At 50.0% G+C, this 20280-nt stretch carries 19 protein-coding genes, 1 rRNA gene and 1 pseudogene; 12 read left to right on the forward strand and 9 right to left on the reverse strand.

What is annotated here, in order from left to right; translation table 11 throughout:
- Window positions 1-75, reverse strand: a 16S ribosomal RNA gene (locus tag A7098_RS13520); the annotation flags it as partial.
- Between the two features lie 476 nt (window positions 76-551).
- Between A7098_RS13520 and A7098_RS13525 the strand changes: the two genes are divergently transcribed.
- Entirely contained in the window at window positions 552-1244 is a 693-nt protein-coding gene (locus tag A7098_RS13525) for a FadR/GntR family transcriptional regulator (protein WP_001131152.1), read from the forward strand.
- A 19-nt stretch (window positions 1245-1263) separates the two neighbouring features.
- Window positions 1264-1395, forward strand: a pseudogene (locus A7098_RS13530) (hypothetical protein); the annotation flags it as partial.
- 85 nt (window positions 1396-1480) lie between these two features.
- On the opposite strand, the gene rbsR reads toward A7098_RS13530, so the two are convergent.
- From rbsR to kup, 7 genes are all read right to left on the reverse strand, one after another.
- On the reverse strand, window positions 1481-2473 hold the full coding sequence (rbsR, locus tag A7098_RS13535; protein WP_000224480.1) for a ribose operon transcriptional repressor RbsR: 993 nt from the start codon (window positions 2471-2473) through the stop codon (window positions 1481-1483).
- Window positions 2474-2476: 3 nt separating this feature from the next.
- Complete coding sequence (gene rbsK / locus A7098_RS13540) at window positions 2477-3406, reverse strand: ribokinase (RefSeq protein ID WP_024165201.1); 930 nt, start codon at window positions 3404-3406, stop codon at window positions 2477-2479.
- A 125-nt stretch (window positions 3407-3531) separates the two neighbouring features.
- The gene (rbsB, locus tag A7098_RS13545; protein WP_024218128.1) at window positions 3532-4422 is read right to left on the reverse strand and encodes a ribose ABC transporter substrate-binding protein RbsB; all 891 of its coding nucleotides are present in this window, start codon (window positions 4420-4422) and stop codon (window positions 3532-3534) included.
- A gap of 24 nt (window positions 4423-4446) precedes the next feature.
- Entirely contained in the window at window positions 4447-5412 is a 966-nt protein-coding gene (rbsC, locus tag A7098_RS13550) for a ribose ABC transporter permease (protein ID WP_000211858.1), read from the reverse strand.
- A 4-nt stretch (window positions 5413-5416) separates the two neighbouring features.
- A complete protein-coding gene (gene rbsA / locus A7098_RS13555; RefSeq protein WP_105280946.1) occupies window positions 5417-6922 on the reverse strand; it encodes a ribose ABC transporter ATP-binding protein RbsA in 1506 nt (501 codons plus the stop codon).
- 7 nt (window positions 6923-6929) lie between these two features.
- Window positions 6930-7349: a D-ribose pyranase gene (rbsD, locus tag A7098_RS13560; RefSeq protein ID WP_032226881.1), complete on the reverse strand. Its 420-nt coding sequence runs from the start codon at window positions 7347-7349 to the stop codon at window positions 6930-6932.
- Between the two features lie 164 nt (window positions 7350-7513).
- Window positions 7514-9382, reverse strand: coding sequence for a low affinity potassium transporter Kup (kup, locus tag A7098_RS13565; RefSeq protein ID WP_000102310.1), 1869 nt, complete (start codon window positions 9380-9382; stop codon window positions 7514-7516).
- 222 nt (window positions 9383-9604) lie between these two features.
- On the opposite strand from kup, the gene ravA reads away from it, so the two are divergent.
- Both ravA and viaA read left to right on the forward strand, forming a co-directional pair.
- Window positions 9605-11101 carry an ATPase RavA gene (gene ravA, locus A7098_RS13570; RefSeq protein ID WP_105280947.1) on the forward strand — a complete coding sequence of 499 codons (1497 nt, stop codon included), beginning with the start codon at window positions 9605-9607 and terminating at the stop codon, window positions 11099-11101.
- A complete protein-coding gene (gene viaA / locus A7098_RS13575; protein ID WP_105280948.1) occupies window positions 11095-12546 on the forward strand; it encodes an ATPase RavA stimulator ViaA in 1452 nt (483 codons plus the stop codon). Before ravA ends, viaA begins: the two co-directional genes overlap by 7 nt.
- Window positions 12547-12550: 4 nt before the next feature.
- On the opposite strand, the gene asnA is transcribed toward viaA, so the two are convergent.
- Complete coding sequence (gene asnA, locus A7098_RS13580) at window positions 12551-13543, reverse strand: aspartate--ammonia ligase (protein ID WP_000845136.1); 993 nt, start codon at window positions 13541-13543, stop codon at window positions 12551-12553.
- Between the two features lie 151 nt (window positions 13544-13694).
- Between asnA and asnC the strand changes: the two genes are divergently transcribed.
- The 8 genes from asnC (at window position 13695) to atpF (ending at window position 20280) form a co-directional block, all read left to right on the forward strand.
- Complete coding sequence (asnC, locus tag A7098_RS13585; RefSeq protein ID WP_000432970.1) at window positions 13695-14153, forward strand: transcriptional regulator AsnC; 459 nt, start codon at window positions 13695-13697, stop codon at window positions 14151-14153.
- Between the two features lie 89 nt (window positions 14154-14242).
- On the forward strand, window positions 14243-14686 hold the full coding sequence (mioC, locus tag A7098_RS13590; protein ID WP_000763727.1) for an FMN-binding protein MioC: 444 nt from the start codon (window positions 14243-14245) through the stop codon (window positions 14684-14686).
- Window positions 14687-15064: 378 nt separating this feature from the next.
- Window positions 15065-16954, forward strand: coding sequence for a tRNA uridine-5-carboxymethylaminomethyl(34) synthesis enzyme MnmG (gene mnmG / locus A7098_RS13595; protein WP_085461489.1), 1890 nt, complete (start codon window positions 15065-15067; stop codon window positions 16952-16954).
- Between the two features lie 63 nt (window positions 16955-17017).
- Window positions 17018-17641: a 16S rRNA (guanine(527)-N(7))-methyltransferase RsmG gene (gene rsmG, locus A7098_RS13600; protein WP_105280949.1), complete on the forward strand. Its 624-nt coding sequence runs from the start codon at window positions 17018-17020 to the stop codon at window positions 17639-17641.
- 616 nt (window positions 17642-18257) lie between these two features.
- Window positions 18258-18638, forward strand: coding sequence for a F0F1 ATP synthase subunit I (gene atpI / locus A7098_RS13605; protein ID WP_000116699.1), 381 nt, complete (start codon window positions 18258-18260; stop codon window positions 18636-18638).
- Window positions 18639-18646: 8 nt separating this feature from the next.
- Window positions 18647-19462: a F0F1 ATP synthase subunit A gene (gene atpB, locus A7098_RS13610; protein WP_000135622.1), complete on the forward strand. Its 816-nt coding sequence runs from the start codon at window positions 18647-18649 to the stop codon at window positions 19460-19462.
- Between the two features lie 46 nt (window positions 19463-19508).
- On the forward strand, window positions 19509-19748 hold the full coding sequence (atpE, locus tag A7098_RS13615; protein ID WP_000429386.1) for a F0F1 ATP synthase subunit C: 240 nt from the start codon (window positions 19509-19511) through the stop codon (window positions 19746-19748).
- Window positions 19749-19809: 61 nt separating this feature from the next.
- On the forward strand, window positions 19810-20280 hold the full coding sequence (atpF, locus tag A7098_RS13620; RefSeq protein WP_001052219.1) for a F0F1 ATP synthase subunit B: 471 nt from the start codon (window positions 19810-19812) through the stop codon (window positions 20278-20280).

The raw sequence follows: 20280 nt of genomic DNA on the forward strand, positions 1-20280 counted from the left end.
CTGTTACCGTTCGACTTGCATGTGTTAGGCCTGCCGCCAGCGTTCAATCTGAGCCATGATCAAACTCTTCAATTTAAAAGTTTGATGCTCAAAGAATTAAACTTCGTAATGAATTACGTGTTCACTCTTGAGACTTGGTATTCATTTTTCGTCTTGCGACGTTAAGAATCCGTATCTTCGAGTGCCCACACAGATTGTCTGATAAATTGTTAAAGAGCAGTGCCGCTTCGCTTTTTCTCAGCGGCGCGGGGTGTGCATAATACGCTTTCCCGCTACAGAGTCAAGCATTTTTTTGCTTTCTCTGCCAAGATTCTCAGGAGAATCCCGCTGACCCGGCGGCGTGTTTGCCGTTGTTCCGTGTCAGTGGTGGCGCATTATAGGGAGTTATTCTGAGCTGACAAGAGGAAATTTAAAATAATTTTCCGAATGCGCGTTTTTTCATCAAAACACTTGTTGATGTGCCATAAAACAAGCAATTTGCCGTTTTTGCAACCGCAATCACACTTCCTGGTGGCATACTAAGGAGGAAAAAAAGAATAAGGAAGATGAGTATGCCATTAAGCGCACAACAGTTAGCTGCACAGAAAAACCTTTCGTATGTTCTGGCCGAGAAGCTGGCGCAACGGATCTTAAAAGGTGAATACGCACCCGGCACCATTCTGCCTGGTGAAATTGAGCTGGGTGAGCAATTTGGAGTGAGCCGTACTGCGGTACGCGAAGCGGTCAAGACGTTAACGGCAAAAGGAATGGTTTTGCCACGACCACGAATTGGTACGCGTGTCATGCCGCAATCCAACTGGAATTTTCTTGATCAAGAGTTGCTCTCCTGGTGGATGACAGAAGAGAACTTTCATCAAGTTATTGATCATTTTCTGGTTATGCGTATCTGTCTGGAGCCGCAAGCCTGCTTATTGGCAGCAACGGTGGGCACCGCAGAACAGAAGGCGCATCTCAATACACTGATGGCCGAAATGGTGTCGTTAAAAGAGCATTTCCGCCGGGAGCGTTGGATTGAGGTCGATATGGCCTGGCATGAACATATTTATGAAATGAGCGCCAATCCGTTTTTGACATCTTTCGCTTCACTATTTCATTCGGTTTATCACACTTACTTTACGTCAATAACCAGCGATACCGTGATAAAACTGGATCTACACCAGGCGATTGTCGATGCAATAATCCAAAGTGATGGCGACGCTGCATTTAAAGCTTGTCAGGCGCTGCTACGCTCCCCGGATAAGTAATATAACAAACGGATACAGTATGGCAGGTTTGCCGTGCATTGCGGCAATGGTCATCTTTATACGGACACTAAATCTCACCATCCTGAATACCACCTTATCCGCAATTGCTGCCATCATCAGTTATACGCTGACGGTGGCAATGCTTATTCCGGAGAATTATTACTGTTGCTTCAGTAGCAATATTCATGCTTCTGAAAGCAACTGATAGTAATAATTTGATTAAAAAAAGCGTAAATCTAAGCCGAGCCGCGCTCCATCAGTATCGGCGTAAGTTGTAGTCGTTGTTGCTGTAGATTTGGCTGTGCTATCCGGTGGATGAGTACATCAATCGCCAGCTCTCCCAGTTCATCTTTTGGTTGATGAATTGTAGTGAGCGGTGGCGTCATAAAGCTTGCCAGTTCGATATCGTCATAGCCAATCACCGCGATATCCTGCGGGACATATAACCCAGCCTGATATAGAGCCTGGTATACGCCAACTGCCATAGCGTCATTTCCAGTAAAGACTGCCTGGGGGCGCAGCGGATGCGATAACAATTGCTGCATCGCGTCAAACCCGCCGTTAAATTCAAAATCGCCAGTGACTTCATAACCATCAGGAACGTCAAGGCCAGCACGCTTCATTGCCGCCCGATAACCTTCCAGCCGCAAGCGCGCAGGCGTTTTATCCAACGGACCGGTAATACAGGCAATTCGGGTATAACCTTTGTCGATCAGATATTGCGTCGCTAAATCTCCGCCCAGCAACGAGTTATCCTGAATAAGATCGCTGTCGCCATCGAACGGCGCCCAGTCCATCATCACAGTAGGGATTGTTGGATAACGTTGCATTATTTCACGCGAAGGCTGGTGTGTTTCGGTGCACAGTAACAGCAAGCCATCAACGCGCTTTTGCATCAGCGTTTCCAGATTGCGATTCATTCGCTGCTCATCGCCTTCGGTATTACAAAGAACAAGGCTATAACCGCGTTCGAAGCAACTGCGTTCAACGCCACGCACCAGTTCGGAATAGAAAGGATTGGTACTGGCAGTAATCAACATGCCAATGGTTCGAGTCTGATTGAGCTTGAGGCTACGCGCCAGAGCTGATGGCGCGTAATTGAGTTCCTTAATCGCCGCTTCAACTTTGGCGGTAATCGCTTCGCTGACGAAGCGATCTTTATTGATGACGTGAGAAACGGTTGAGGTAGAAACGCCCGCCAGGCGGGCAACATCTTTCATTGTGGCCAAGCGTCACCTCTGCCTGTCTAAAAATGTTTCGATCTCTTCACGCCACGGTACTGACGGTTGTGCGCCTTTGCGCGTTACGGCAATCGCAGCGGCAGCATGAGCAAAACGAATCGCCTCAGGCAATGGTTTTTCTTCCAGCAACGCCGTGATTAACGCGCCGTTAAAAGTATCTCCGGCAGCAATGGTATCGACAGCCTGAACCCGGAATCCAGGAACGCGCTGACCTTCGCCATTCACGCTAGCCCACACGCCACGACTTCCTAAGGTAATCAGTACGGTACGGATACCTTTCTCATGCAGTACCTGCGCAGCCTTCGCCGCATCTTCATCATTTTCAACACGAATACCGGTGAGCTTTTCTGCTTCAGTTTCGTTTGGCGTAATAATGTCCACCAGCGCCAGCAATTCATCAGGTAATTCGCGAGCCGGAGCGGGGTTAAGCGCGACGATAGTCTTATTTTGATGGGCGATTTTCGCCGCCGCCATCACACTTTCGAGTGGTGATTCCAGCTGCATTAATAATGCCGACGCGTTAGCAATACGCTCACGTTGTGCTTCCACCAGCGCCGGGGAAAGGGCAGCGTTAGCCCCGGCATGAATACCAATGACGTTCTCGCCTTCACCATTAACAAAAATCAGTGCCACGCCTGTCGATTCGCCTTTGATCACGCTGACCGGCGAAATATCAATATTATCAGTGGCGAGCTGCTGGCGAACGCTCTCACCAATACTGTCATCTCCCGTGCAGGCAATAAACGCGATATTCGCGCCGCTACGGCCTGCTGCCACAGCCTGATTCGCGCCTTTACCGCCGAATGCGACTTGATAGTGGTTACCGGTTACTGTTTCGCCTGGAGTTGGAAAAGATTGAAGATTAAGAATGTGGTCAGCATTAATGCTGCCAAGAACAACGAGGCTGCCTGCGTTTTGCATATTCGGGATGTCCATAAAATGCGCCACCGTGTTAGGGTGGCGCGTGCCCTGCTTTTCTTTATATTACACGTTCATCTGTCGATGACGTATTTATGTCACCATCAGGTCATACAACCTGATTAAAACTACTGCTTAACAACCCGTTTCAGATCAACCGGATACTTAGCCTGAACTTTCTCGCCTTTCAGCACTTTATCAGCGGTTTCGACGCCTTTAGCGCCAATCTGATCGGGTAGCTGAGCGATAGTCGCTGCTAGTTTGCCATCATTCACCGCTTTTTCGCCATCCGGTGTACCGTCAAATCCGACGACCATCACATCCGATTTACCGGCAGTTTGCAGCGCGCGCAGTGCACCCAGCGCCATTTCATCATTCTGCGCGAACACAGCCTGCACATCCGGGTGAGCGGTCAGCAGGTTCTGCATGACGTTCAAACCTTTGGTGCGATCGAAGTCTGCCGGCTGGCTAGCGAGAACGTTAAACTTGTGAGCAGCAACGGCCTGCTGGAAGCCTTCACCACGTTCACGAGCAGCGGATGTACCGGCAATGCCTTGCAGTTCGATAACTTTTGCACCTTCGCCAGCTTTCTTCGCGATGTAATCACCCGCAATTTTGCCTCCCAGTACGTTATCAGAAGCAATGTGGCTAACCACTTCACCTTTCGTTGCCTGGCGGTCAAGAGTGATAACCGGGATGTTCGCCTGGTTAGCCATCTTCACAGCATTACCCACTGCGTCGGAGTCCGTCGGGTTAATCAGCAGAATTTTGGTGCCGCGAACGGTTAAGTCCTGCACGTTTGCCAGCTCTTTCGCCGGGTTGTTCTGGGAGTCCAGCACCACCAGGTTATAGCCAAGTTTATCCGCCTCTTTCTGCGCGCCATCTTTCAGCGATACAAAGAACGGGTTGTTAAGTGTAGAAACCACCAGCGCGATGGTGTCTTTTGCCATCGCATTCGCACTGACGGTGGCGCTTAGCGCAACAGCGGAAACCAGGGTAGCCAGTTTTTTCATGTTCATATTCAAGATGTCCTGTAGTCGTTATTACTGTTTTTTGTTGTCTACCAGCACCGCCAGCAAAATCACCACCGCTTTGACGATCATCTGGTAATAGGAGGAAACACCTAACAAATTCAACCCATTATTAAGGAAGCCAAGAATTAATGCGCCGATCAACGTCCCAACAATGCGACCTTTTCCGCCCGCCAGGCTCGTACCGCCCAGAACCACCGCAGCAATAGCATCCAGCTCATAGCCAGTCCCCGCCGTGGGTTGCGCGGAGGAGAGGCGCGCCACTTCAATGATCCCGGCCAGCGATGCCAGCAGACCACAAAGAGAATAGACGATGATTTTGATTTTATTGACGTTGATACCAGAAAGGCGCGTTGCTGCTTCGTTACCACCCAGCGCGTAGATGTAACGTCCCAGACGCGTGTGATGCAGCATGTACCAGGCCGCGAGGAAAACAATCCCCATGATCCAGACTGGCGTCGGAACACCCAGCGGACGACCAATACCAAACCAGCCGAACAGATCGGCGTTCTCAGTAAATCCGGTATTCACCGGACTACCGTTGGTGTAAACCATGGTCACGCCGCGCAGTAAAAGCATCATAACCAGCGTAGCGATGAACGCCTGGACGCGACCTTTCGCCACAATCACCCCGGTTACCGCGCCAATTGCCGCACCTAACGCGAGAGCGGCAGCGACAGCCACCAGCGCGTTGACTTCAATGCCGACGATAGATGCAGCAACTGCACCAGTCAGCGCCAACAGAGAACCGACCGACAGGTCGATGCCTGACGTCAGGATAACCAGCGTCATCCCGACCGCCATAATGGCGTTCACCGAGGTTTGCTGGAGAATATTGAATAAGTTATTGATGGTGAAAAAGTTCGGGCTTAACGTCGAGACAATCGCGATCAGCACCAGCAGAGCGATAAGCGATTTCTGTTCCATCAGCCACGCTTTCGTGAAATAACGGCGACCAGAGACAGTCTGGGTTGTCATTTTTTTACTCCTGATTCACGCGATTAAGCTTGCCCACAGCGGCAGCCATTAACACTTCCTGAGTGGCCTGCTCTCGAGTAAATTCCCCGCTGAGATGCCCTTCATGCATGACGATAATGCGATCGCTCATGCCTAATACTTCTGGCATTTCCGATGACACCAGAATGATGCTCAAACCATCGGCTTTGAACTGGTTAATCAGTTGATAGATCTCTTTTTTCGCGCCGACATCTACGCCACGGGTAGGCTCATCAAGGATCAACACTTTAGGACGCGTCATCAGGCCACGGGCAATCGCCACTTTTTGCTGATTTCCCCCGGAAAGCAGGCCTATTGCCTGTTCCATCGACGGCGTCTTGACGTTGAACAGACGGATAAAATCACTGACCGCCTGCTGCTCATCCGCATGTTTCAGGCTACCACCTGTGCGACTGAAGTAGCGTAGCGCGGTCAGTGACATGTTCTCTTTTACTGACATGCCCAACACTAAACCGTCGCGTTTACGGTCTTCAGAGATATACACAATGCCGTTTGCCAGGCCATCCTGCGGCGAACAGGTAACGACCTCATGCCCATCCAGGGTGACGTAACCGCTGGTGCGCGGCAGGGCGCCATAGAGCACTTTCATCAGTTCGGTACGACCTGCGCCCATCAAACCAGAGACGCCAAGAATTTCGCCTTTGCGTAAAGTAAAAGAGACATCGTTAACGCCAGGTCCGCAGAGATTATCGACTTTCAGTAAGACGTCTCCCGGCGCTTTGTCCAGGTGTGGATACTGATCTTCCAGCTTACGTCCCACCATCATCTCAATCAGCGAATCTTCAGTCAGTGACGCTACTTCGCGCTCGGCAATAAATTGCCCGTCACGAAAAACGGTAACGTCATCGCAAATCTCGAAGATTTCTTTCATACGGTGGGAAATATAGACAATGCCGCGCCCCTGCGATTTCAGTTCGCGGATAACGCGGAACAGGGATTCTGTTTCTGTATCGGTCAGCGCATCGGTCGGTTCATCCATAATGATGACTTTCGACTCAAAGCTCAGCACTTTGGCAATTTCCACCATCTGCTGGTCGCCAATAGAAAGATCGCCCACCAGCTTGTCGCTTTTAAACCGCAGGTTAAGTTTGGCTAAGAGTTTATCCGCTTCGGCATACATGGTTTTCCAGTCAATTTTGCCAAAGCGATTTACAAACTCACGACCGAGGAAAATGTTTTCTGCAATGGTCAACTGCGGGATCAGGTTCAGTTCCTGGTGGATAATCCCAATCCCGGCTTCCTGGGAGGATTTCGGCCCGGTAAAAGTAGTCTCTTTACCCAACCATAAAAGCGTACCAGCATCACGGGTATAGATACCGGTCAGCACTTTCATCATAGTGGATTTACCCGCACCATTTTCGCCTACCAGCGCCATCACACGACCTGGATAGACATTTAACGCGGCTCCCGAGAGAGCTTTTACGCCCGGAAACGCTTTATCGATACCTTTAAGCTGTAGTAATGCTTCCATGGCGGCCTCAGAACGTCACGCCAGCACAGAGAATGATATTCGCATACGGAGAACATTCTCCGCTGCGAATTACCGCCTGACTTTCTGCGGTTTGTTGTTTGAATTGTTCATGCGTGGTGTAACGAATTTCAATAGTGTTTCCCTGGTGTTTTTGCAGCTGCTCAAGGTGAGTGAGCAACGTTTCGTGGAGTTGCGGATTATGTTGTTTGATCTCTTCCGCGATAATGGCTGCCTCGACCTGCATTTCACTTGTGACGACGCCCAGCACCTGCATAAAAGAAGGTACACCCTGGGTTAATGCCATATCGATACGCGTTGTACTTTTGGGGATGGGTAAACCAGCATCACACACCACCAGCGTATCGGTATGCCCCAGGCAGGAGATCACCGACGAAATATCAGAATTAAGAACGGCGCCTTTTTTCATTTTTTTCTCCATCAGCGAAACGTTTCGCTGACCCGCAGTTTAATCCCGACTGATTAAGGAAAACCATCACGACGTTACTGAAATGTGATCAACATCGAAACGTTTTACATCGTGAGTAACCATGAAAAAAAACGCCCCCTTATGGAGAAAGGAGGCGTCTGGCGTTAGATTTCGACCTGAGTACCCAATTCGATAACCCGGTTTGGTGGGATTTCAAACTGATCCGGCGCGCGCAGCGCATTACGTTGCAACAGCAAGTACAGCTTGCCGCGCAGACGCAAATACCACGGGCGTTTGCCAAGGATCAGTGATTCATGCGACATAAAGAAGGAGGTTTCCATCATCCGGCAACTTAATCCTTCCAGACCGCAGCGGTGGAAAACTTCTTCCACGTTTGGCGTTTCTCGCCAACCATAACTTGCCACCACCCGCCAGAAAGTGGGCGACAATTGTTCAATCTGTACCCGACGGACGTTATGGACATATGGCGCGTCTTCAGTACGCAGAGTTAACAGAATAACCCGCTCATGCAACACCTTGTTATGTTTAAGGTTATGCATCAGCGCAAAGGGAATGACATTAATTGCACGCGACATATACACAGCGGTTCCGGGAACGCGAACAGGCGGTGATTTCTCCAGTGAAGCAATCATTGCTTCCAGAGAGTTACCATGTTCGTGCATCCGACGCAGCAGGCGGAAACGCTCGCTCTTCCAGGTCGTCATCACGATAAACATCACCGTGCCGAGGCTCAGAGGCAACCAGCCGCCGGAAAGCAGTTTATCGAGGTTAGCGGTAAACAGAGGGATATCGACACAAAGGAAAGCAATCAAAATCAGCGCAACAAAATACTTATTCCAGTGCCAGTTCTGACGCGCCACGGTGGTTGAAAGAATAGACGTCAGCACCATCGTTCCGGTCACCGCAATTCCATACGCCGCCGCCAGGTTGCTGGAGTGCTCAAAGCTGACAATGACAATCACGACTGCGACATAGAGCATCCAGTTCACAAACGGAATGTAGATTTGCCCTGACTCCATTTCAGAGGTGTGAATAATGCGCATCGGCGACAAGTATCCCAGACGTACCGCCTGACGCGTCAATGAGAAAACACCAGAAATAACCGCCTGCGAGGCAATCACCGTTGCCAGTGCGGCGATGATCAGTAGCGGGATCAGCGCCCAATCCGGAGCCAACAGGAAGAACGGGTTCTTAATCGCTTCCGGGTGTTTTAACAGCAGCGCCCCCTGCCCAAAGTAGTTAAGGGTCAAAGACGGCAATACGACGGTGAACCACGCCAGGCGAATAGGGAACTTACCAAAGTGCCCCATATCGGCATACAGCGCCTCGACACCGGTAATCGACAGCACCACCGCGCCTAACGCAATAAAGGAAACGGTTTTATATTCAAGGAAGAAATGCACCGCCCACATTGGATTTAAAGCATGTAACACTTCAGGGTTGGCAATAATGCTACGTAACCCCAGCCCCGCCAGAATCAAAAACCAGGTCAGCATAATCGGCGCAAACAACTTACCGACCATGGCAGTGCCATGCTTTTGAATCATAAACAGTAAAGTGAGAACGATGATTGAGAGGGGAACTATCCAGGTATCCAGCTGAGGGGCGACGATTTCCAGACCTTCAATGGCTGACATCACCGAAATAGCGGGTGTTATGACAACTTCACCATAGAAGAAACTGCCGCCGATTAGCCCCATAATCACCAGCATTGATGTCGTTCGCGCCGACGTATTACGCCCGGCAAGCGACATCAATGTCAGTATGCCCCCTTCCCCGGCGTTATCTGCCCGCATCACGAAGGTGAGATATTTAATGGAAACCACAAAGATTAGCAGCCAGAAGATCAGCGATAAAAAGCCAAACACGGCATCGCGTTCAACGCCAAAACCAAACTGGCCGGACAAACATTCACGAAGTGTATATAACGGGCTGGTACCAATATCGCCGTAGACAACTCCAATCGCCGCGAGGGTAATCGCGGGCAACGATTGCTTATTATCAGTGCTCATAGACTAGTCTTTCGTTGAAATATGAAATGTGTGCGTAGTCCCTTGGCCCACAAAAAAGCGCACAGTATGCACGATTAACGGCAAAATCGTACTCCTAAATGCGACCACATTAACCTGGCTCAAAGAAAAATAGCCCTCCTTTGAGACTATTTTTGCCACCAGCAAGAAACGTCTATACTCGCAGTTTACGCAGAACTTTTGACGAAAGGACGCCACTTCATTATGGCTCACCCTCATTTATTAGCGGAAAGAATTTCCCGTCTAAGCAGTTCGCTTGAAAAAGGGCTTTATGAACGTAGCCACGCCATCCGCCTGTGTTTGTTAGCGGCATTAAGTGGTGAAAGCGTATTCCTGCTTGGCCCACCAGGTATTGCTAAAAGTTTAATCGCCCGGCGCTTAAAATTCGCCTTCCAGAATGCGCGCGCGTTTGAATATCTGATGACCCGCTTCTCCACACCGGAAGAAGTTTTTGGCCCCCTTTCTATTCAGGCGTTAAAAGATGAAGGCCGCTATGAGCGTTTAACCAGCGGCTACCTGCCGGAAGCAGAAATCGTCTTTCTTGATGAGATCTGGAAAGCCGGGCCAGCGATTCTTAATACCCTACTAACCGCTATTAATGAACGCCACTTCCGCAACGGCGCACATGTTGAAAAAATCCCTATGCGCCTGCTGGTGGCGGCCTCCAACGAACTGCCAGAAGCAGACAGCAGCCTGGAAGCGTTATATGACCGTATGCTGATTCGTCTGTGGTTAGATAAAGTGCAGGATAAAACGAATTTTCGCTCCATGCTGACCAGCCAACAGGATGAAAACGACAATCCCGTTCCACCATCCTTGCAGGTCACGGATGAAGAATACGAACGCTGGCAGAAAGAGATTGGTGAAATTACGCTGCCCGATCATGTATTTGAGCTGATTTTTATGCTGCGCCAGCAACTGGATAAATTACCGGATGCGCCTTATGTCTCCGACCGTCGCTGGAAAAAAGCGATCCGCTTATTGCAGGCCAGCGCCTTTTTTAGCGGTCGCAGCGCGGTTGTCCCGATTGATCTCATCTTGCTGAAAGATTGCCTGTGGTACGACGCCCAAAGTCTGAATTTAATTCAACAACAAATTGACGTATTGATGACCAGTCATGCGTGGCAGCAACAGGAAATGCTGACGCGACTGAGTGCAATTGTGCAGCGTCGCCTGCAACTCCAGCAGCAACAAAGCGATAAAACGGCCTTTACGGTGATTCGTCAGGGTGGCATGTTCAGCCGTCGCCCACAGTATCAACTTCCTGCCGACGTTGCTGCTTCCACGCTGACCCTGTTGCTGCAAAAACCATTAAAATTGCATGATATGGAAGTTGTTCATATCGCTTTTGAGCGTAGCGCACTGGAACAGTGGCTGAATAAAGGTGGTGAAATTCGCGGCAAACTGAACGGTATCGGCTTTGCCCAGAAACTGAATCTGGAAGTTGATAGCGCCCAACATCTGGTTGTACGCGATGTGAGTTTACAAGGCAGTACGCTGGCGCTTCCCGGTTCATCGGCTGAAGGTCTGCCAGGTGAAATAAAACAACAACTGGAAGAGCTTGAAAGCGACTGGCGCAAGCAACACGCCTTATTCAGCGAACAGCAAAAATGTCTGTTTATCCATAGCGACTGGTTAGGTCGCATTGAAGCCAGCCTACAGGATGTCGGCACCCAGATTCGCCAGGCGCAACAATGCTAACACTGGATACGCTCAATGTGATGCTGGCCGTCAGCGAAGAGGGATTGATCGAAGAGATGATCATCGCTCTGTTGGCCTCACCGCAGTTGGCTGTCTTCTTTGAAAAATTCCCACGACTGAAGGCGGCAATCTCTGATGATATTCCCCGCTGGCGTGAGGCGCTACGCAGTCGGCTGAAAGATGCCAGAGTTCCGCAGGAACTCACGGAAGAAGTCATGTGCTATCAGCAAAGCCAACTTCTTTCCACACCTCAATTTATTATGCAGCTACCGCAGATACTGGACTTACTGCATCGACTGAATTCCCCGTGGGCCGAACAAGCCCAGCAGTTGGTTGATGCCAACGGCACGATCACTCCAGCATTACACACGCTTTTTCTCCAGCGTTGGCGCTTAAGTCTGATAGTGCAAGCGACGACGTTAAATCAACAGTTATTAGAAGAAGAACGCGAACAACTGTTGAGTGAAGTTCAGGAACGCATGACGCTAAGTGGGCAGCTTGAACCGATTCTGGCAGAAAACAACACCGCAGCCGGTCGTCTGTGGGATATGAGCGCCGGTCAGCTTAAACGTGGCGACTATCAGTTAATTGTAAAATACGGTGAATTTCTTAACGAACAGCCGGAACTGAAGCGCCTGGCGGAACAGCTCGGGCGTTCGCGGGAAGCCAAATCGATACCACGCAACGATGCGCAGATGGAAACCTTCCGCACTATGGTGCGCGAACCGGCGACCGTTCCTGAGCAGGTTGATGGTCTGCAACAAAGCGATGATATTTTACGCCTTCTGCCGCCGGAACTGGCTACGCTTGGGATAACTGAACTGGAGTATGAGTTTTACCGTCGGCTGGTGGAAAAGCAGTTGCTTACCTATCGTCTGCACGGTGAATCGTGGCGTGAAAAAGTGATCGAACGCCCGGTGGTACATAAAGATTACGACGAACAGCCGCGCGGGCCGTTTATTGTCTGCGTGGATACTTCCGGCTCAATGGGCGGCTTTAATGAACAGTGTGCGAAAGCATTCTGCCTGGCATTGATGCGCATTGCCCTCGCTGAAAACCGGCGCTGCTTTATTATGTTATTTTCCACCGAGATTGTCCGTTATGAGCTTTCAGGCTCACAAGGCATCGAACAAGCGATTCGCTTTTTAAGCCAGCAGTTTCGTGGCGGCACCGATCTTGCCAGTTGTTTTCGCGCCATTATGGAACGCTTGCAAAGCCGGGAATGGTTTGACGCCGATGCGGTGGTGATTTCTGATTTTATCGCCCAGCGGTTGCCTGACGACGTGACGAGTAAAGTGAAAGAGTTGCAGCGGGTACATCAGCATCGCTTTCATGCCGTGGCGATGTCGGCACACGGCAAACCCGGCATCATGCGCATTTTCGATCATATCTGGCGTTTTGATACCGGGATGCGAAGCCGCCTGCTCAGACGCTGGCGGCGATAAATTATTACAGCAGAGAAGGGACGCTCTCACGAACTGCCGCAGGCCAAACGCCACACTGAACCTGGCCGATATGCGGCAGTTGCAGCAGTAGCATGGTCAAACGAGACTGGCCGATACCGCCGCCGATAGTCTGCGGCATTTCACCGCGCAGCAGCGCCTGATGCCACTCTAGTTGCAGACGATCTTCATCACCAGTTAGCGCCAGTTGGTGCTTCAGCGTGTCAGCATCTACGCGAATCCCCATGGAAGAAAGCTCAAACGCATCTTCCAGTACCGGGTTCCACACCAGAATATCGCCGTTCAGACCCGCATGGCCCAGCTCTGACGGGGTGCTCCAGTCATCATAATCCGGTGCGCGCACGTCATGACGATGACCATCACTCAACTTGCCGCCAATCCCGACAAGGAATACCGCGCCAAGATCTTTCGCAATCGCCCGCTCACGCCCTTTGGCATCGAGATCCGGATAACGAGACAGTAATTCCTGGCTGTGTACGAAGTGGATCTGATCCGGCAGGAACGGTGCCAGGCCAAACTCTTCGCTAACCGCAGCTTCGGTTGCTTTAATTCCCGCCCAGATCGCCTCTACCGTGCTTTTCAGAGTCGAGAATTGACGCTCGCCGTCGCCCATTACGCGTTCCCAGTCCCACTGGTCTACATAGACCGAGTGCAACGGAGAAAGACGGTCTTCATCGGGGCGAAGGGCTTTCATGTGCGTGTACAGCCCTTCGCCCACGCTGAAGTCGTGTTGCCCTAACGTCTGACGTTTCCACTTCGCCAGTGAATGAACCACTTCGAACTGGGCATCAGGCAGAGCTTTCACTTTTACCTGTACCGCTTTTTCACAGCCCGACAAGTTATCCTGCGTGCCATCCCCCACACGACTAAGGATTGGCGCCTGGACTTCAATCAGCCCTAAGCGTTCTTCCAGTTGACGAGAAAAGTGAGATTTCACGAAGCTAATTTGACGTTGTTTGGCAATGTAAGCGGTTTTCATTTTTTATACTCCTGCGTCCTGTTGCGTATGATTAAGCAACAAAAACCAGCACACATGCAATAATCATTCAATAAAAAGCCTTACCCACTTTTGATTCATTAAAAAAGAAGACTAAAATAGAATGAATCATCAATATGAATAAGAAAATCCTATGGAAAATTATCTGATCGACAATCTGGACCGTGGCATCCTGGAAGCATTAATGGGCAATGCGCGCACCGCTTACGCTGAACTGGCGAAACAATTTGGCGTCAGCCCGGGGACGATTCACGTTCGTGTAGAGAAAATGAAGCAGGCGGGGATCATTACCGGTGCGCGTATCGACGTCAGCCCGAAGCAGCTTGGTTATGACGTAGGCTGCTTTATCGGCATTATATTAAAGAGCGCCAAAGACTACCCTTCCGCGCTGGCAAAGCTGGAAAGCCTTGATGAAGTTACTGAAGCCTATTACACAACCGGCCACTACAGCATCTTTATAAAAGTGATGTGCCGTTCGATCGATGCTCTCCAGCATGTACTTATCAACAAGATCCAAACAATTGATGAAATTCAGTCCACCGAAACACTGATCGTCCTGCAGAACCCGATCATGCGTACCATCAAGCCATGATCAGCTTTTTTAATCCCATACTTTTCCACAGGTAGATCCCAGCGCGTTCACAGCGTACAATACGCCACTCTTAATAAAGGTGGCGGTTTATGGCAGATATCACTCTTATCAGCGGCAGCACCCTGGGCGGTGCCGAATATGTAGCAGAACACCTGGCAGAAAAGCTGGAAGAGGCGGGTTTTACCACCGAAACGCTGCATGGTCCGTTGTTAGAAGATTTATCTGCCTCCGGGATCTGGCTGATTATCAGTTCTACCCACGGTGCCGGAGATATTCCGGACAACCTTTCTCCTTTCTATGAAGCGTTGCTGGAACAAAAACCCGATCTTTCTGCGGTACGCTTTGGCGCAATCGGTATTGGCAGTCGTGAATACGACACTTTTTGTGGGGCTATCGATAAACTCGAGGCAGAACTCAAAAATTCCGGTGCGAAACAGATGGGCGAAACACTGAAGATCAACATCCTTGATCACGACATTCCGGAAGATCCGGCAGAAGAATGGCTGGGATCGTGGATTAATTTACTCAAATAAGTATACAGATCGTGCGATCTACTGTGGATAACTCTGTCAGGAAGCTTGGATCAACCGGTAGTTATCCAAAGAACAACTGTTGTTCAGTTTTTGAGTTGTGCATAACCCCTCATTCTGATCCCAGCTTATACGGTCCAGGATCACCGATCATTCACAGTTAATGATCCTTTCCAGGTTGTTGATCTTAAAAGTCGGATCCTTGTTATCCACAGGGCAGAGCGATCCTAATAAGAGATCACAATAGAACAGATCTCTAAATAAAAAGATCTTCTTTTTAATACCCAGGATCCCAGGTCTTTCTCAAGCAGGCAAAGTTGAGTAGAATCCACGGCCCGGGCTTCAATCCATTTTCATACCGCGTTATGCGAGGCAATCACCATGTTTTATCCGGATCCTTTTGACGTCATCATCATTGGCGGGGGTCATGCAGGCACCGAGGCCGCGATGGCTGCGGCGCGTATGGGTCAACAGACTCTGCTTTTGACACACAATATCGACACTCTGGGACAGATGAGCTGCAACCCGGCAATCGGCGGTATTGGGAAGGGACATCTGGTAAAAGAAGTGGATGCACTCGGCGGTCTGATGGCAAAAGCGATCGACCAGGCGGGTATCCAGTTTAGGATACTAAACGCCAGCAAAGGACCGGCGGTTCGTGCAACCCGAGCACAGGCGGATCGTGTGCTGTACCGTCAGGCGGTACGCACTGCACTTGAGAATCAACCAAACCTGATGATCTTCCAGCAGGCGGTTGAGGATCTTATTGTCGAAAACGATCGCGTGGTCGGTGCTGTCACCCAAATGGGGTTGAAATTCCGTGCTAAGGCTGTCGTGCTCACCGTTGGGACGTTCCTCGACGGTAAAATTCATATCGGTCTGGATAACTACAGCGGTGGTCGTGCTGGTGATCCGCCGTCCATTCCGCTCTCTCGCCGTTTGCGTGAACTGCCGCTGCGCGTTGGTCGTCTGAAAACAGGGACGCCGCCGCGTATTGACGCCCGCACCATCAATTTCAGTGTGCTGGCGCAACAGCATGGCGATAACCCAATGCCGGTGTTCTCGTTTATGGGCAACGCAGCGCAGCATCCACAGCAGGTGCCGTGCTATATCACCCATACCAACGAGAAAACTCATGACGTGATCCGCAGTAACCTCGATCGTAGTCCAATGTATGCCGGAGTGATTGAAGGTGTTGGCCCACGCTACTGTCCGTCGATCGAAGACAAAGTCATGCGCTTCGCCGACAGAAATCAGCATCAGATCTTCCTTGAACCGGAAGGGCTGACGTCTAACGAAATTTATCCGAACGGTATCTCCACCAGCCTGCCGTTCGATGTGCAGATGCAAATCGTCCGCTCCATGCAGGGGATGGAAAACGCGAAGATCGTGCGTCCGGGTTATGCCATTGAGTATGACTTCTTCGATCCACGCGACCTGAAACCGACGCTGGAAAGCAAGTTTATTCAGGGGCTGTTCTTTGCTGGTCAGATTAACGGCACTACCGGTTACGAAGAAGCCGCTGCGCAAGGTTTGCTGGCCGGTCTTAACGCCGCTCGACTGTCTGCCGACAAAGAAGGCTGGGCGCCTGCGCGATCCCAGGCTTACCTTGGCGTACTGGTCGATGACCTGTGCACTTTAGGAACCAAAGAACCGTACCGTATGTTTACCTCACGCGCAGAATATCGACTGATGCTGCGTGAAGATAACGCAGACCTGCGTCTGACTGAAATTGGTCGTGAGCTGGGGCTGGTTGATGATGAACGTTGGGCGCGCTTTAACGAGAAGCTTGAGAACATCGAGCGTGAGCGCCAGCGTCTGAAATCGACCTGGGTAACGCCGTCAGCGGACGTTGCAGCCGAAGTGAATGCTCACCTGACTGCGCCGCTTTCCCGTGAAGCCAGTGGTGAAGATCTGCTGCGTCGTCCGGAAATGACTTATGAAAAATTAACCACGCTGACGCCGTTTGCCCCTGCGTTGACAGACGAACAGGCGGCGGAACAGGTTGAGATTCAGGTTAAATACGAAGGTTATATTGCGCGCCAGCAAGATGAGATCGAAAAGCAGCTGCGTAACGAGAATACCTTGCTGCCTGCGACGCTGGATTACCGCCAGGTATCCGGTCTTTCTAACGAAGTGATCGCCAAACTCAACGATCACAAACCGGCCTCTATCGGTCAGGCTTCGCGTATTTCTGGCGTCACGCCTGCGGCTATCTCCATTCTGCTGGTATGGCTGAAAAAACAAGGTATGCTGCGTCGTAGCGCATAACGCATTAAAAATGCCTGGTAAGCAGGTGCTTACCAGGCAACGCATCAAGAACAGGTAATCACCGTGCTCAACAAACTCTCCTCACTGCTGAAAGACGCAGGAATTTCGCTTACCGATCACCAGAAAAATCAGCTTATTGCCTACGTAAATATGCTGCACAAATGGAACAAGGCGTACAACCTGACTTCGGTGCGCGATCCTAATGATATGCTGGTACGCCATATTCTGGACAGCATTGTCGTCGCACCTTATCTGCAAGGTGAACGTTTTATTGATGTCGGCACCGGCCCGGGTCTGCCCGGCATTCCTCTATCTATCGTACGCCCTGACGCCCACTTCACACTACTGGATAGCCTCGGTAAACGCGTGCGTTTCCTGCGTCAGGTTCAACATGAATTGAAACTGGAGAACATTGAGCCGGTACAGAGTAGGGTAGAAGAGTTTCCGTCAGAGCCACCGTTTGATGGTGTAATTAGCCGTGCTTTTGCCTCTCTGAACGATATGGTGAGCTGGTGTCATCATCTTCCTGGCGAGCAAGGCCGTTTCTATGCGCTGAAAGGACAAATGCCGGAAGATGAAATAGCCCTATTGCCCGCAGTATATCAGGTTGAATCAGTGGTTAAACTTCAGGTTCCTGCTCTGGATGGCGAACGCCATTTGGTTGTGATTAAAGCAAATAAAATTTAATTTTTATCAAAAAAATCATAAAAAATTTATCGGTTTGACTGTTAACAACGACCGGGTTTTTTACTGATATAACTGGTTACATTTAACGCCACGTTTACCATTTCGCATCAATGAACTAACGTGGCTTTTTTGGGTAAGCAGAAAATAAGTCATCGGTGAAAATATCAGTCTGCTAAAAATCGGCGCTAAGAACCATAATTTGCTGTTAAAATTTTATTAAGAATGTCAATGTCTGGTTTTTGTTGTGTAAATGCTATTTATGAAAACAGTATCTGTTTTTAGACTGAAATATCAGAAACTTGCAATGGCATCATTTGCCAAGTAAATAAATATGCTGTGCGCGAACATGCTCAATCTGTGATCTGAAGCACGCTTTACCACCAGTGTTTACGCGTTATTTACAGTTTTTCATGATCTGGCGTGGTTAGCAGAAAAGTCGCAATTGTATGCACTGGAAAAATATTTAAACATTTATTCACCTTTTGGCTACTTATTGTTTGAAATCACGGGGGCGCACCGTATAATTTGACCGCTTTTTGATGCTTGACTCTAAGCCTTAAAGAAAGTTTTATACGACACGCGGCATACCTCGAAGGGAGCAGGAGTGAAAAACGTGATGTCTGTGTCGCTCGTGAGTCGAAACGTTGCTCGGAAGCTTCTGCTCGTTCAGTTACTGGTGGTGATAGCAAGTGGATTGCTGTTCAGCCTCAAAGACCCCTTCTGGGGCGTCTCTGCATTAAGCGGAGGCCTGGCAGTCTTTCTGCCTAACGTTTTGTTTATGATATTTGCCTGGCGTCACCAGGCGCATACACCAGCGAAAGGCCGGGTGGCCTGGACATTCGCATTTGGCGAAGCTTTCAAAGTTCTGGCGATGTTGGTGTTACTGGTGGTGGCGTTGGCGGTTTTAAAGGCGGTATTCTTGCCGCTGATCGTTACGTGGGTTTTGGTGCTGGTGGTTCAGATACTGGCACCGGCTGTAATTAACAACAAAGGGTAAAAGGCATCATGGCTTCAGAAAATATGACGCCGCAGGATTACATAGGACACCACCTGAATAACCTTCAGCTGGACCTGCGTACATTCTCGCTGGTGGATCCACAAAACCCCCCAGCCACCTTCTGGACAATCAATATTGACTCCATGTTCTTCTCGGTGGTGCTGGGTCTGTTGTTCCTGCTTATGTTCCGTAGCGTCGCCAAAAAGGCGACCAGCGGCGTACCAGGTAAGTTTCAGACCGCGATTGAGCTGGTAATCGGCTTTGTTAATGGTAGCGTGAAAGACATGTACCATGGCAAAAGCAAGCTGATTGCACCGCTGGCCCTGACGATCTTCGTTTGGGTATTCCTGATGAACCTGATGGACTTACTGCCTATCGATCTGCTGCCATATATCGCAGAACACTGGATCGGTTTGCCGGCACTGCGTGTAGTTCCGTCTGCTGACGTGAACGTGACGCTGTCAATGGCTCTGGGCGTATTTATCCTGATTCTGTTCTACAGCATCAAAATGAAAGGCATCGGCGGCTTCACGAAAGAGTTGACGCTGCAGCCGTTCAATCACTGGGCGTTCATTCCTGTCAACTTAATCCTTGAAGGGGTAAGCCTGCTGTCCAAACCAGTTTCACTCGGTTTGCGACTGTTCGGTAACATGTACGCCGGTGAGCTGATTTTCATTCTGATTGCTGGTCTGTTGCCGTGGTGGTCACAGTGGATCCTGAATGTGCCGTGGGCCATTTTCCACATCCTGATCATTACGCTGCAAGCCTTCATCTTCATGGTTCTGACGATCGTCTATCTGTCGATGGCGTCTGAAGAACATTAATTTACCAACACTACTACGTTTTAACTGAAACAAACTGGAGACTGTCATGGAAAACCTGAATATGGATCTGCTGTACATGGCTGCCGCTGTGATGATGGGTCTGGCGGCAATCGGTGCTGCGATCGGTATCGGCATCCTCGGGGGTAAATTCCTGGAAGGCGCAGCGCGTCAACCTGATCTGATTCCTCTGCTGCGTACTCAGTTCTTTATCGTTATGGGTCTGGTGGATGCTATCCCGATGATCGCTGTAGGTCTGGGTCTGTACGTGATGTTCGCTGTCGCGTAGTAAGCGTTGCTTTTATTTAAAGAGCAATATCAGAACGTTAACTAAATAGAGGCATTGTGCTGTGAATCTTAACGCAACAATCCTCGGCCAGGCCATCGCGTTTGTCCTGTTCGTTCTGTTCTGCATGAAGTACGTATGGCCGCCATTAATGGCTGCCATTGAAAAACGTCAAAAAGAAATTGCTGACGGTCTTGCTTCCGCAGAACGAGCACACAAGGACCTTGACCTTGCAAAGGCCAGCGCGACCGACCAGCTGAAAAAAGCGAAAGCGGAAGCCCAGGTAATCATCGAGCAGGCGAACAAACGCCGCTCGCAGATTCTGGACGAAGCGAAAGCTGAGGCAGAACAGGAACGTACTAAAATCGTGGCTCAGGCGCAGGCGGAAATTGAAGCCGAGCGTAAACGTGCCCGTGAAGAGCTGCGTAAGCAAGTTGCTATCCTGGCTGTTGCTGGCGCCGAGAAGATCATCGAACGTTCCGTGGATGAAGCTGCTAACAGCGACATCGTGGATAAACTTGTCGCTGAACTGTAA

The organism is Escherichia sp. MOD1-EC7011, from assembly GCF_002965005.1.
In the GTDB taxonomy this organism is placed as follows: domain Bacteria; phylum Pseudomonadota; class Gammaproteobacteria; order Enterobacterales; family Enterobacteriaceae; genus Escherichia; species Escherichia ruysiae.

Excerpts from the sequence above, each read along its gene's own strand:
- rbsK (WP_024165201.1), bottom strand. The coding sequence starts at position 3,406 with ATGCAAAACGCAGGCAGCCTCGTTGTTCTTGGCAGCATTAATGCTGAC.
- atpI (WP_000116699.1), top strand. The coding sequence starts at position 18,258 with ATGTCTGTGTCGCTCGTGAGTCGAAACGTTGCTCGGAAGCTTCTGCTC.
- rbsC (WP_000211858.1), bottom strand. The coding sequence starts at position 5,412 with ATGACAACCCAGACTGTCTCTGGTCGCCGTTATTTCACGAAAGCGTGG.
- mnmG (WP_085461489.1), top strand. The coding sequence starts at position 15,065 with ATGTTTTATCCGGATCCTTTTGACGTCATCATCATTGGCGGGGGTCAT.
- viaA (WP_105280948.1), top strand. The coding sequence starts at position 11,095 with ATGCTAACACTGGATACGCTCAATGTGATGCTGGCCGTCAGCGAAGAG.
- mioC (WP_000763727.1), top strand. The coding sequence starts at position 14,243 with ATGGCAGATATCACTCTTATCAGCGGCAGCACCCTGGGCGGTGCCGAA.
- rbsA (WP_105280946.1), bottom strand. The coding sequence starts at position 6,922 with ATGGAAGCATTACTACAGCTTAAAGGTATCGATAAAGCGTTTCCGGGC.
- A7098_RS13525 (WP_001131152.1), top strand. The coding sequence starts at position 552 with ATGCCATTAAGCGCACAACAGTTAGCTGCACAGAAAAACCTTTCGTAT.
- atpB (WP_000135622.1), top strand. The coding sequence starts at position 18,647 with ATGGCTTCAGAAAATATGACGCCGCAGGATTACATAGGACACCACCTG.
- rbsB (WP_024218128.1), bottom strand. The coding sequence starts at position 4,422 with ATGAACATGAAAAAACTGGCTACCCTGGTTTCCGCTGTTGCGCTAAGC.
- atpE (WP_000429386.1), top strand. The coding sequence starts at position 19,509 with ATGGAAAACCTGAATATGGATCTGCTGTACATGGCTGCCGCTGTGATG.
- ravA (WP_105280947.1), top strand. The coding sequence starts at position 9,605 with ATGGCTCACCCTCATTTATTAGCGGAAAGAATTTCCCGTCTAAGCAGT.
- kup (WP_000102310.1), bottom strand. The coding sequence starts at position 9,382 with ATGAGCACTGATAATAAGCAATCGTTGCCCGCGATTACCCTCGCGGCG.
- rbsD (WP_032226881.1), bottom strand. The coding sequence starts at position 7,349 with ATGAAAAAAGGCGCCGTTCTTAATTCTGATATTTCGTCGGTGATCTCC.
- asnA (WP_000845136.1), bottom strand. The coding sequence starts at position 13,543 with ATGAAAACCGCTTACATTGCCAAACAACGTCAAATTAGCTTCGTGAAA.
- asnC (WP_000432970.1), top strand. The coding sequence starts at position 13,695 with ATGGAAAATTATCTGATCGACAATCTGGACCGTGGCATCCTGGAAGCA.